This window comes from Actinoplanes sp. GCM10030250, assembly GCF_042666575.1.
Classification (GTDB): domain Bacteria; phylum Actinomycetota; class Actinomycetes; order Mycobacteriales; family Micromonosporaceae; genus Actinoplanes.
In genome coordinates, this window is the sequence record NZ_JBHTDO010000041.1 from 16,555 (window position 1) to 29,464 (window position 12,910).

General features: G+C 73.4%; 8 protein-coding genes. 2 read left to right on the forward strand and 6 right to left on the reverse strand.

The annotated features are described in order from the left end of the window. Positions 1 to 66 precede the first annotated feature (66 nt). Both ACFQV6_RS36775 and ACFQV6_RS36780 read left to right on the forward strand, forming a co-directional pair. Positions 67 to 2,484 carry a glycosyltransferase family 2 protein gene (locus ACFQV6_RS36775; protein ID WP_378032311.1) on the forward strand — a complete coding sequence of 806 codons (2,418 nt, stop codon included), beginning with the start codon at positions 67 to 69 and terminating at the stop codon, positions 2,482 to 2,484. Between the two features lie 129 nt (positions 2,485 to 2,613). Next, the gene (locus tag ACFQV6_RS36780) at positions 2,614 to 3,096 is read left to right on the forward strand and encodes a CAP domain-containing protein (protein ID WP_378032312.1); all 483 of its coding nucleotides are present in this window, start codon (positions 2,614 to 2,616) and stop codon (positions 3,094 to 3,096) included. A gap of 94 nt (positions 3,097 to 3,190) precedes the next feature. Here ACFQV6_RS36780 and ACFQV6_RS36785 read toward each other — a convergent pair whose 3' ends face one another. The 6 genes from ACFQV6_RS36785 to ACFQV6_RS36810 form a co-directional block, all read right to left on the reverse strand. Next, entirely contained in the window at positions 3,191 to 5,233 is a 2,043-nt protein-coding gene (locus ACFQV6_RS36785; protein WP_378032313.1) for an acyltransferase family protein, read from the reverse strand. A 1-nt stretch (position 5,234) separates the two neighbouring features. After that, positions 5,235 to 6,269 (reverse strand): O-methyltransferase, encoded by a 1,035-nt coding sequence (locus ACFQV6_RS36790; RefSeq protein WP_378032314.1) that lies wholly within the window; start codon positions 6,267 to 6,269, stop codon positions 5,235 to 5,237. A gap of 55 nt (positions 6,270 to 6,324) precedes the next feature. Continuing rightward, complete coding sequence (locus ACFQV6_RS36795; RefSeq protein WP_378032315.1) at positions 6,325 to 8,775, reverse strand: glycosyltransferase family 2 protein; 2,451 nt, start codon at positions 8,773 to 8,775, stop codon at positions 6,325 to 6,327. A gap of 75 nt (positions 8,776 to 8,850) precedes the next feature. Then, positions 8,851 to 11,118 carry a [protein-PII] uridylyltransferase gene (locus ACFQV6_RS36800; RefSeq protein ID WP_378032316.1) on the reverse strand — a complete coding sequence of 756 codons (2,268 nt, stop codon included), beginning with the start codon at positions 11,116 to 11,118 and terminating at the stop codon, positions 8,851 to 8,853. Positions 11,119 to 11,124: 6 nt separating this feature from the next. Next, positions 11,125 to 11,463, reverse strand: a complete 339-nt coding sequence (locus tag ACFQV6_RS36805; RefSeq protein ID WP_328461554.1) for a P-II family nitrogen regulator — start codon at positions 11,461 to 11,463, stop codon at positions 11,125 to 11,127. A gap of 33 nt (positions 11,464 to 11,496) precedes the next feature. Continuing rightward, positions 11,497 to 12,876 (reverse strand): ammonium transporter, encoded by a 1,380-nt coding sequence (locus tag ACFQV6_RS36810; protein WP_378032317.1) that lies wholly within the window; start codon positions 12,874 to 12,876, stop codon positions 11,497 to 11,499. Between the last annotated feature and the right edge of the window lie 34 nt (positions 12,877 to 12,910).

Consider the following 12,910-nt stretch of genomic DNA (forward strand, 5'->3'; position numbering starts at 1 on the left):
CGGCGTCACGCTCCGCATCACCGGGGCGTTGATCCCGCTGACGGCGACACCAACCGGCGGGGGCCCATGCGCAGGCAGCACACGACACCGGACGCGTACGGAACGGACCTGCTGGTCCGGCAGTGGCGGGAACTGATCGCGGTGGCACCGACCGGCCCGGCGACGGCCGCCCTGCACACCCGCTCACCGGGTGCGCGGACGATGATGGCGTACGCCGCGGCCCGCCGCCCGGTCGACGAGCTGATCTCCGGCGCCCGCGAGGGCCGCCTCTTCCCGGACGCCGGCTCGTGGGCACTCGGCGAGCTGGCCCGGGTGATCACGCTCCAGGACCTCTACCCGGACGACCGCGGTGACGGCCTGGCCCTGTTCGACTCGCTCCTGCGCACCTTCGGTACCGCCGGGGTGGCCGGTGAGCACCAGGGGCTGCACGCCCAGCTGGCCTTCGCCGCCGGCGACCACGGCCGGGCGGCGAAGCTGCTCGCCGACTGCCCGGACCTGCCCGAGCCGGTACGCGCCGCCCTCACCGTGGACCTGAGCACCAAGGACGAGTGGCCGGCCCGGTTCAACGAGCTGCTGCCCGGGCCCGGCCTGTCCCTGGACGGCGACGGTGACGTGCCGTTCGACCGGATCCGCTCGCTGCACGCGCCCCGGCGGGGCTCGGCGCACCGGATCAGCACGATCGTGACCACCTACCGCCCCGGGCTGGCGCTGCTCACCGCGGTCCGCTCGCTGGTGGCGCAGTCCTGGACGAACCACGAGATCCTGGTGGTCGACGACGGGTCGGGACCGGAGTTCGAGGTCGTGCTGAGCCGGGCGGCCGCGATCGACCCGCGGGTGCGGATCGTGCGGATGCCCGAGAACGGCGGCACCTACCGGGCCCGCAACGCCGGCCTGGACGCCGCGTCCGGCGAGTTCGTCACCTTCCAGGACTCCGACGACTGGTCGCACCCGCTCCGGCTGGAACGGCAGGTGACCCCGCTGCTCGACGACGGCACGCTGTTCGCGACGACGTCGGTGGGTATCCGGGCCACCGAGGACCTGGTGCTGACCCGGCCGGGCGTACCCGAGTACCGGTCCTACAACCTGTCGTCGCTGATGGTGCGGCGCGCCGCGGCCCTCGCCCGGCTCGGCTACCTGGACACCGTCCGCAAGGGAGCCGACGCCGAGTACGTGGAGCGCGCCCGTGCTGTCTTCGGGCGCCGCGCCGTACGGCACCTGGGCGGTGAGCCGCTCGCGCTGATCCGGCTGACCGGCGGCTCGCTCTCCAGCGCCGACATCACACCCGGTTGGATGCACCCGGCGCGGTGGGCGTACCTCTCGGCCTTCCAGGGGTGGCATGCCCGCGTCGCGGCGGGCAACGCCGACCCGCTGCGGCCTCGCGAACCCCGGCAGCGTGCCTTCGCCGCTCCGCGCGCGCTGACCGGCGACCTCGGCCGCGGTGTCTACGACGTGGTCCTGGCCGGCGACTGGAGCGCGCGGGACGACGTCGCCTGGCCGGCGAGCGAGCGGGTACGCGCCGTCGCCCGCCCGGGCCGGACAGTGGCCCTGCTGCACCTCGCCGAGCTCGGCAACGTGGCGGACCGCCCGGCCAACCTGGACCCCGCTCTCCAGGCGATGGTCAGCTCGGGCGCGGTGGACCAGGTGGTGCTCTCCGACGAGGTGCACGCCCGGCTCGTCGTGGTGCAGAGCCCCGGCCTGCTCACCTTCGCCCCCGGCTCGCCGTGCGGTATCCGCGCGGACCAGGTCGTCGTCGAGGCCGATCCGCAGTGGACGAGCGCTGCCGGGCCGTGTGTCGCCGAGTCCCGCCGCATGTTCGGGGTGGCACCCGCCTGGGCACCGGCCGGTCCCGCCGAGCGTGCCGCCCTCGCCGGTGGCCCGTTCGGGATCCGCCCGGCCCGCGCCGATCTGCCCGGCACGGTGAACCTGCTGCGCTGGCGCCTGCACCGGCCCGGCCCCCGCTCGGACCGTCCGGTGATCGGCCGCCTCTTCCGGGGCGACGCGAGCGACTGGCAGCGGCTCGAGGAGATGCTGCCCGGCTCGAAGACGCTCGACGTGCGCGTCCTCAACCGCTCCGGCATCCAGCACCTCCCGCCGAAGGGCTGGCTGGTCTTCCGCCCGTCCGACATCGACACCCGCGCCTTCCTGCACCAGCTCGACTTCTACCCGTACTTCCCCGCCGACGAGCAGTGCACGGTGGCCGTACCGGAGCTGCTGATCGCGCTGGCGGCCGGATGCGTACCGCTGCTACCCCACCGGTACGCGCCCACCTTCGGCCCGGCCGCGCTCTACTGCACGCCGGACGAGGTCGCCGCCACCGTGATCGAGCTGCACAGCCGCCCGGAGCGACTGCACGAGCAGAGCACCCGCGGCCTGGAGTTCGTCCAGCTCGGTCACCACCACGGCCGGTACGCCGACGCCGTCGCGGCCCTGCTGCAACCGGAAGGCGACCCGGCCGGACCCGATGGTGAACCGGTGAGCGGGTAACCGCCGGGCCCGGCAACCGAACCGCGACGACGAGGCACCCGGTCTGCCATCCGACGAACCGGAGGAGACGCCGAAGAGAACGGTGAACCTGGCGACGTAGCCAGGCGCCGAACTCCGAAAGGGTCTCCTTTGCTCTCGCTGCTTCGTCGTTTCGCCCTGATCGCCCTCGTCCCCGCCGCCCTCACCGGCGCAGCGATGATCGCGTCTCCGGCCGAGGCAGCGCCCGTCTCCGAGGCGACCCTGCAGGCCGACATCAACCGCCTCACCAACGTGCAGCGCAAGGCACACGGTTGCGCGGCCCTGACCGTCAACGTGGCGCTCACCAAGGCGGCCCGCGGTCACAGCACCTACATGGCGAAGTCCGGCACGTTCAGCCACACCGGCCTGGGCGGCACGAGCTTCGTGGCCCGCGTCAAGACCGCCGGTTACAGCAAGCCGGCCGCCGAGAACATCGCCTGGGGTTACCGCACCGGCGCCGACGTGGTCAAGGGCTGGATGAACAGCCCGGGTCACCGCGCCAACATCGTGAACTGCAAGAACAAGACCGTCGGCGTGGGTGCGGTGTACGCGAAGAGCGGCGCCCCGTACTTCACCCAGGACTTCGGTTACTGATTCCTGATCTGGGCCGGACCCCCTGCCGGCCTCCGTGGTGCCCCCGCACCACGGGGCGAGCCCCCTGCCGTCGCGACGGCAGGGGGCTCGTCTGTCATCCGCTCCAGGGCAGCCGGGCGTCGAACATCGGCGTGGCGAGGCGGGCGTACGCCTCGGTCAGGTGGTTGCTGTCGCGGTAGACGAGCGTGTTGCCGACCACCAGCGGGCAGCGGGCACCGCACAGCCACGGCAGCGGATCGATCATCGGGATGCCGGCCCGGGCCGCCGCCGCCCGCTGGATCTCCCGCCAGCCCGGCTCGAGCACCACGGTGTCCGCCGGTGCCGCGCAACCGCCGGTCCGCCGGGCCCGCCGGGTGAGGCAGTCCGCGGGCTCACCCGCGAAGAACGGGGTGTCACCGACCATCACCACCGCACCGGAGTGCCGTTTCAGCGTGGCCAGGGTCCGCTTCCAGCCGGCCCGCCACACCGCGTCCGGATCGGCGGGCGGCCCGGCCAGCAGCTCCCGGTAGTTGACGCTCGACGAGACCACCACCAGCTCGGGGCGCAGTTCGGCGATCCGGCCGAGCATCTGGGTACGCCAGGTGTCGCACTCCGGGTACACGCGCATGGTCCGGCGCTCGATCATCGCCATCTCGGCCGGGCTGCACGCGCTCCGGGTCCAGTTGATCAGCCGCCAGCCGCGCCGCTGCGCCAGGCCGGCGAAGGCCGGATACCACTGGAGCGCGTGCGAGTCCCCGAACAGGACGATCGTCCGTTCCCCGCGCGGATCGCCGTAGACGCAGTCGCTCTTCGGGCTGAACGGCCCGGTGAGCCCGACGTGACAGCCGTCCAGCTGAGGCGCGAGCCGCTGCCGGGCCGCGGCGGACAGCCGGGGAGTCAGGTTCCGGGGCAGGCGGGTGGCACCGGTGGCGGCCACGACCAGGCGGTTCAGCTCGGCGGCCGGGTCGGCGGCGCGGGAGAGCGCCAGCTGGGGATCGGGTGCGGTCCCGCCGGTCGGCACGGCGGGCGGGAAGAGCATGCCGAGCCCGGCGAGGGCCGCGGCGGTGGCGGAGAGTCCGGCGCCGAGGAGCAGGCCACGGCGAGGGCGTACCGACCAGAGGCGGTGGTGGCGGACCGGGTTCTCGAGCAGGTGGTGGCTCGCTACGGCGAGGGCCAGGGCGGCTGCGGCGTACCCGGTGCGGGCGGCGAGGCCCGCGGGGGCCAGGAAGAGCAGCGGCCAGTGCCAGAGGTACCAGCCGTACGACATCCGGCCCAGCCAGCGCATCGGCGGTGTCTCCAGGAGTCGGTTGCCGGCCGCTGCGATGACCGCCACCGTGCCCAGCACCGGCAGCAGGGCCGCCGCGCCGGGGAACGGTGTCGCGGCGTCGAAGGCGACAGCTCCGCAGAGGATCGCCGCCAGACCGGTCCAGGCGAGCCACGGCCGGTGCCGGAGCCGTCCGGTCAAGAGCAACGCCAGCAACGCGCCCGCGCCCAGCTCCCAGGCCCGGCTGAGCGAGCCGAAGTACGCCCACGGCTGCGCCCGCTCCAGCTCGGACACGCTCCACGCGAACGAGGCCGCCGAGAGCCCGGCCAGGACGGTCAGCGGCACCCACCGCCGGCGCAGCCCGCACAGCGCCAGCACACCGATCAGAATCGGCCAGACCAGGTAGAACTGCTCCTCGACGGCGAGCGACCAGAAGTGCTGGAACGGCGACGGCGCCCCGTCCGCGAAATAGTCGGTGCCGACATCGGCCAGCCGCAGGTTCACGGTGTAGGTGGCGGCCGCGAGAGCGTCGCCCGCGTACCCCGCGAACCTGGTGGGCGGCGCCCACAGCCACGCCCCGGCCAGCGTCGCGGCGATGACCAGGGTGGCCACCGGCAGCAGCCGGACCGCCCGGCGGGCGTAGAACCGGGGCAGGTCCAGGCGGCCGGACGCGGCCAGTTCCCGGCTCAGCAGCGAGGTGATCAGGAAGCCGGAGATGACGAAGAAGACGTCGACACCGACAAAACCACCAGCCAGCCCCGGTACGCCCACGTGCGCCAGCACCACGAGCAGCACCGCGACGGCGCGCAGGCCCTCGATGTCCCCCCGGTGCGGTGTCCGCCGCGCCGCGGGGGCCTTTCCGCCCTCGCGGCGCAGAGGCAGCGTGACGGTCATGTCAGCCGCGCGCGGTGGCCATCGTCGGCGGCCGGGAGAACGACAGCACGGCGTGCCGCCCGAGCAGCTCACCCTCCCGGGTCAGCCCCTCGAACCGCTCGGTCCAGGCGGCCAGGGCGGCCAGCTCGTCCTTGCGGGTGGCGTCGTCGAAGATGATCGTCGCCTGGTCCGCCAGCCGCTTCTCGATCATGTGCAGGGCGGGGTACCGGGCGTCCGCACCGGTCCGCTCCGGCGGGCCGTCGATCAGCACGAAGTCGATGTCGCTCAGGTCGGCCAGGGTCTCCGGGTCGTACCAGGGGTAGTCCCGCTCGTCGATGGTGGCCGGGACCAGCGGCGCGTCGCGCACCTCGGCGACACCGGTGAGACCGTGCGCGGTGAGCGCGGCCCGGGTCTGCGCGGCGTACCCGGCGTCGTGGTCCAGCGAGATCAGCCGGCCGCCGGTCTTCTCCAGCACGTAGGCGATCCACACCGACGAGGTGCCGCTGCCCAGCTCCAGCACCCGGCGCGGCCGCCGGGTCCGGATCAGGTGGAGAACCTCCAGCAGGTCCGTCGGGTTCAGGGCGAAGCCGCCGGAGGACGGCATCGGCGCCCGCGGTGTGAAGGCCTGGAACAGCTGCACTGTCGCCTCGATCTCGCGCGGCACGGCACGCAGGTCGTGGGTGCCGGGCAGCAGATCGGCGCGGTGGGCGACCTTGGCGATCGCCTCGGCCAGCTCCAGGTGACGGTCGCCGGCGGTGAGCCGCTCCCGCTCCACGGCCGCGACCAGGCGGCGCTGCATCTCCTCGACGGTGGTTCGCAGGTCACGCTGCGCGGCCAGGCCGGCCTTCTGCGCCTTGCCGATCCGGCGCAGGACCAGCATCAGCCCGGCCAGGACCGCGCCGGCGAGAACCGCCAGCAGCGCGGTGGCCGTACCGGTGTGCCCGGTGAGGCCGGTCACCGCCGTACCGGCGCAGAGGACACCGGCGATCGCCACCACCGCGGCCTGCGCTCCGGAAAGACGGGGCAGCCGGCGGCGGACTCGGCTCAGCTGACTCATGTGGACTCCTCATCGGTGCGCTTCCCCTGGCGTAACGGCGCTGGTGGTGACGCCGTTACGCCCCGGCGGGCAGCCGCTGGGCCGGTGCGCCCGCGGCGGGCAGCAGCAGGGTGCCGATCCGCTCGATCAGGGCGTGCGGGCGGCGGTCGGTGGCGACTGCCTCGCGGGCCCGCGCGCTCTGCCGGGCGTACCGGGCGGGGTCGGACTGGAAACGGCGTACCACCGCGGGGACCTGTGAGGCGTGGCACGGCACGGCGGCCGGCCCGAACGCCTCGGCGAGACGCTCCGGAACCAGCACGACGCAGCCGGTCGCCGCGGCCTCCAGGGCCGGGCGGGACAGCAGCTCGGCCGCCTGCTCGGCCGGGAAGTGCAGGTAAAAGTCGAGCTGAGCGGCGAAGGTGCGGGGGTCGACGTCGGCGGCCTCGTAGACCAGCCAGGACGCCGGCAGCCGGTCCGGGCGCAACGGGCTCTCCGGCAGCCGGAGACGGACGTCAGCGTCCCGGCAGCGCCGCGGGACGGCGAGCACCTCGGCCAGGTCACCCGGCCACTCACCGGCGTCGCACAGGTCGGTACCGACCACGGCCGGCCCGCGCGGGGCGGGCAGCGGGCGGGCCACGTCCTGCGGTTCGGCGACGGCGGGCATGTCGTACGCGGTCAGCTCGGCGCCGGCCAGCGCGGCCCGGATCCCGGCGTCCTGCGGGCACCAGAGCGGTTCCACCCCGAACAGCCGTACGGCGGCGGCCGTCACCGCCGGCACCGTGTACCGCCGGTCGGTGCCGTCCTGCCGTGCAGGCGCCCGGTCGGCGACCACGAGCACGCGGCGGGGCCGGACCCGGCAGCCGTCCTCGGGGGCGAACTGCAGCACCTCGGGCTGCCGCACCAGCAGCACACCGGCCTGCGCCTCGTCGGTCTCCAGCACCTGCTCCAGCCGGCCCAGGTTGATCAGCCGCTGCACCTCGGGGCTGAGCGGGCGGCGGTGGCGGTGCACCGAGCGCAGCGACTCCAGGTGCAGGATCGCCACCGAGTGCCCGGCCCGGCGCAGCGCCTCGATCTCGGCCAGCGCGAACCGCTGGGAACCGGTGAGGAACCGCCAGTCGGCGGCCACCACCACGTCGTACGCCCGCGCCCGCGACCCGCCGCTGAGATGGGCCGGCGCCACGAACGGGCGATGACCGGCGCGCTCGGAGTGCAGCGGCCGGGCCGAGGCGTGCCAGCAGCGGTACGCCGACATGTACGCGGTCCGCGCCGGATGCATCCAGTAGGCCCGGATCTCGGCCCGCGACAGCGACCCGTCGGAGAGCCGGATCAGGGCGAGCGGCCTGGTGACCCGGCGCAGCGCCTTGAACCCGAAGGTGGCCCGGATCCGCTCCAGGTACTCCGAGTCGGCAGCCTTGCGCACCTCGTCGAACCAGCCGATCCGGCTGGTCACCGCCTCGCGCCGGAACAGCAGCGAGGAGACGTTGACCCGGCCGCGGCGGATACCGGGGCGGGTCATCACCAGCTCGTCGGTGACGCTGATCCCCTCGGAGACCGAGGCGACCACGGCCGGGCGGGAGAGCAGCGGCTGTAGCTGGAGCTCGATCCGGCGCGGATGGGACCAGTCGTCGGAGTCCTGGAAGGTGACGAACTCGCCGCGGGCCGCCGCCACACCGGCGTTGCGGGCCGCGTAGGTGCCGCCGTTCTCGGTGAGCCGTACCAGCCGGACGCGCGGGTCCAGGTCCTCGGCGGCGGCGAGAACCGCGTCGTACTCGGGGCCGGACGCGTCGTCCACCACGATGATCTCGAGATCCGGCCAGGACTGGGCGGCGATCGAGCGGACCGCGGTGAGCAGGCCCGGACCGGGGCGGAAGGACGTGACGACGACCGAGACCCGCTCACCGGTGGGCTCGCCGGCCAGCCCCGCGGTGCCGGTGAGCCGGTCGAACGGCACCCGTTCCGGGGCGGCGGCCAGCATCGGCGGCGGCGCCGGGAAGAGCGCGCCGAACCGGTCCAGCCAGGTCTCCTCCTCGGCGGTACCGCCGGCGTGCGGGTTGGCCAGGTCGATCTCCAGGGCCTCCCGGGCCGCCGAGGGCAGCCGCCGGTACGCCGACAGCAGGTCACGAGCCTGTTCCGGGCCCTGCCAGGCGTACGCCAGCTGGGTGTGCAGCACCTGATGCTCCACCGGCAGCGCCCGGGCGCCCAGCGCGGTACGGATCAGCGCGTACAGGGCCATCGCGTCGTCCCGGTCGCCGGGCAGCTCGTCCTGCAGCGCGATGGTCTGTGCCAGCCCGGCCAGCAGCTCCGCGTCTATCCGGCGGCGGCGCACCCGGCGCAACCGGCGGGTGTCACAGGTGCGGGCCGCCTCCAGCAGTTCCGCCAGGCTGATCCCGGTGGCCGCGTGGGCGAGCACCTCGCGGGCCGCCACCGAGCGGTTGCGCATCGCGGTGTGCGGCAACGACACCCCGGCTCCGGAACCGGCAAGCCTGACGTGGTCGTCCAGCAACGCGACCGGCTGCGACTCAGCCATCGACTCTCCGTCCGTACCCCGGGCTATGTCGATCAGCTCAACGCCGGGTGACGGCCTCGGGTGACGGAGTCCCGGTCAGACGGCGGCCAGGACCGCCGCTTGGACCCGGTCCCGCTCGGCGGACTCGGACCACGCCCCGACCAGGTAGAACGCGTCCACGATGTCGCTGCCGAGGGTGGAGATGCGGGCCGCGCGGATCTCCGCCCCGGCCTCGTCGAGGGCCGTGGTGACCCGGTAGAGCAGACCCGGCGAGTCGGCCGCCCGCAGCTCGAGCACCACCGCGTCGGTCGCCACGTCGCGCTGCCAGACCACCCGCGGCGAGGCGGTCCCACCGCGCGCGCTCATCGCCCGGGCGCGCACCCGCTGGGTCACCGAGACGTCGCCGGAGGCCACCCGGCGCAGGTCCGCGGCGAGAGCGACCGGGTCGTACGGCGAGCCGTAGCGCGGTTGCGTGTAGAACTCGACGATGGCGCGCCCGCCGACCGTCGTGGTGTTCGCCGCCACCACGTCCAGCCGGTGCATGGCCAGGCAGGCGGCCACCCCGGCGAGCAGTCCCCGGCGGTCGGCGGCGGCCACCGCGACCCGGTCGCCGTCGAGATGCACCACGGGCAGCCCGCCGTCGAGCAGTTCCGGGTCCGGCCGGGGCGGCTCGGGCAGCGCCCCGGTGTCCAGGGCGGTGTGCACCTTGCGGACCAGTTCGGCCATCAGCCGGCCCTTCCAGTCCGACCAGGCGGCCGGGCCGGTGGCGTGCGAGTCGGCCCGGGCCAGCGCGTGCAGCAGGTCCAGGGTGGCCGGGTCGCCGACCGCCGCCGCCACCGTGGAGATCGTCTTCGGGTCGCTCAGGTCGCGCCGGGTCGCCACGTCCGGCAGCAGCAGGTGCAGCCGGACCATCTTCTCGACGGTCGCCACGTCCGCCGGGGGCAGGCCGATCCGGGTGGCGATGTCCGCGGCGATCGGGGCGCCCACGATGCTGTGGTCGCCGGGCAGGCCCTTGCCGACGTCGTGCAGGAACGCGCCGACCAGCAGCAGGTCGGGGCGGTCCACCTCACGGGTGTACTTGGTGGCTTCGTAGGCGGCCTGCACCAGGTGCCGGTCCAGGGTGTACCGATGGATCGGGTGGTGCTGGGGCAGGCTGCGCATCCGGGCCCACTCGGGGAGCCAGGCGTCGATCAGCCCGTACCTGTCACAGGTCTCCCAGGCCGGCAGCAGCCCCGGACCGGAACCGAGCAGCGAGACCAGGGCGGCACGGGCCCGGTCCGGCCAGGGTGTGGTCAGCGGCGGGCAGAAGGCGGCGAGCCACTCGCTGGTGGCGCGCGCGATCGGGAGCTGCGTGATGGCGGCCGCGGCGGCCACCCGCAACGACAGGGTGGGGTCCGGGACCGGCCCGATGGCGGTCCGGGCGAGGACCAGCTCGCCGTCCTGCTCCACGACGTCGCGGGCCACCGGGCGGCGGGCCGGTGCGCCGACCGGGGCGCCCCGGCGCCGGCCGCTGCGCAGCCGGTCGATGGCACGCCAGGCGTCGTCGACGGCGTGGGCGACCGTACGGGCATCGCCCGCCACCCGCCGCAGCAGCGTGTCCGGGTCCTCGATCTCGAGCAGGTCGGCGACCGCCTTGCGCTCCTGGGCGACCAGCCGGTCGACCCGGCGGCCGACCGCGAGATGCAGGGCGTCACGGGTGTCGAGCAGGCGCAGGTTGGCGGCACGGACCGCTGGTCGCATCGTGTCCGCGATGCCGGCCCGGCCGATACCGCGCAGCAGGGTGACGTCGCGCAGCCCGCCGGCCGCCTCCTTGAGGTCACCCTCGAGCAGGAAGGCGAGTTCCCCGTGCGCGGTCCAGCGGCTGGTGGTCAGTTCCTTGAGCTGCGGCATCAGCCGCACGGCGGTGCGCCGCCACTGATCGCCGGCGGCCGCGACCAGCTCGGCGGAGAGTGTCCTGTCGCCCGCTACGTGCCGGGCGTCGAGCAGGCCGAGCGAGACCTTCACGTCGTCGTGGGCGACCGAGAGGGCCTCCGGAAGCGTACGCACGGAGTGGTCCAGCCCCAGCCGGGCGTCCCAGATCGGGTACCACAGCGCCGAGGCGATCCGGTCGATCCCGGCCGTGCCGTTGTGCAGCAGCACCAGGTCGAGATCGCTGTACGGCGCGCAGTCGCGCCGGCCGAGCCCGCCCACCGCGATCAGGCTGACGCCGCTCAGGTGGGCCGGGAAGAGCTTGGCGAGCCAGATACCGAGCGCCGCCGCCCGCTCGTCGCGGGCAGCGGCGCCGATGTGGTCACGAAGCTCGTCGAGCGAGCCACCAGCCGGGCGCGCGGGCGGGGCCGGGGGCTCACTCAACGGGTTCGTCATCGTCGTCTACAGAGCGTCGAGGCCGCGCTCGCCGGTACGGACCCGGACCACCTCGTCGACGGAGGTCACCCAGACCTTCCCGTCACCGATCTTGCCAGTCCGCGAGGCCGTGATCACGGCGTCGACGATCTTCTCGACGTCGATCTCGTCGGTCAGCACCTCGACCTTGATCTTCGGCAGGAACTCCACCGTGTACTCGGCACCCCGGTACACCTCGGTGTGGCCCTTCTGCCGTCCGTAACCCTGTACCTCGCTCACGGTCAGCCCGGCGACGCCCAGGGCGTGCAGAGCCTCCTTCACCGCGTCGAGCTGGTAGGGCTTGATGACTGCGGTCACCAGCTTCATGCTCAGTCCTTCCATCGGAGCAGCCATCAGAATTTAACCGGAGATCTTCTCGGTGACCGGCGGGGTGTCCTCGGTGACACTGCTGCCCGGCTTGAGCCCGGCCATGGCGAACGCGCCGCCACCGCCGCCGCTGCCACCGGCGGTCGACAGGTCGTAGCCGCTCTCGGCGTGCTCGGCGAGGTCGATACCGTCGATCTCGGCCTCCTTGGAGACCCGGAAACCGATCGTCTTGTTGATCGCGAAGCCGAGGGCGAAGGCCACCGCGAACGAGTAGACGGTGACGATCAGAGCGCTGATCGCCTGGATGCCGAGCTGGGTCACGCCGCCGCCGACGAGCAGGCCCTCGTTCTCGACCAGGGCGTTCACCGAGGTCTGACCGAAGAGGCCGATCCAGAGGCAGCCGATCCAGCCACCGACGAAGTGCACGCCGACCACGTCGAGCGAGTCGTCGTAGCCCAGCTTGTACTTCAGCGAGACCGCCAGGGCGCAGACCACACCGGCGACCACACCGAGCAGGGTCGCTGCCCACGGTGCGACGAAGGCACAGGCCGGGGTGATGGCGACCAGACCCGCGATGGCACCGGAGGAGGCACCGACCAGGGTGGGCTTGCCGTCGCGGATCCGCTCCACGACGAGCCAGCCGAGAACCGCGGCGGCGGTGGCCAGCTGGGTGTTGATGAACGCCAGACCGGTGATGGCGTCGGCGGTCAGCTCGGAGCCGGCGTTGAAGCCGAACCAGCCGAACCACAGCAGACCGGTGCCGAGCGCCACCAGCGGGATGTTGTGCGGCTTCATCGACTCACGCGGCCAGCCGGCCCGCTTGCCGAGCACCAGGACCAGGGCGAGCGCCGCGGCACCGGCGTTGATGTGCACCGCGGTACCACCGGCGAAGTCCAGCGCGCCGAGGCCGGCGCCGATGAAGCCACCGCCCCAGACCCAGTGTGCGACCGGGAAGTAGACCAGGGTGGCCCACGCACCGGCGAAGATCAGCCAGCCGCTGAACTTGGTGCGGTCGCTGATCGCGCCGCTGATCAGGGCGACCGTGATGATCGCGAACATCATCTGGAACGCCATGAAGACGTAGAGCGGGATACCCGTACCGCTGGGGTTCTCCGCGCTGGCGCCCCACAGGTCCGCCTCGCCGAGGAATGTCTTCGTGCCCAGGTAATCGCCGACGTTGCCGATCACGCTGCCCGTGTCGGTGCCGAACGCCAGGGAGAAGCCGTAGAAGAACCAAAGTACAGAGACGAGCCCCATGGCGCTGAAGCTCATCATCATCATGTTCAGAACGCCCTTGGACCGGTTCAGGCCGCCGTAGAACAGCGCCAGTCCAGGGGTCATGAGCAACACGATCGCACTGGAGATCAGCAGCCAGGCGGTATTGCCGGTATCAATCGTCGGTGCTTCAGGCACGCTGGCCTCCTAGAGTAGGAACCCTCCCTCCCGG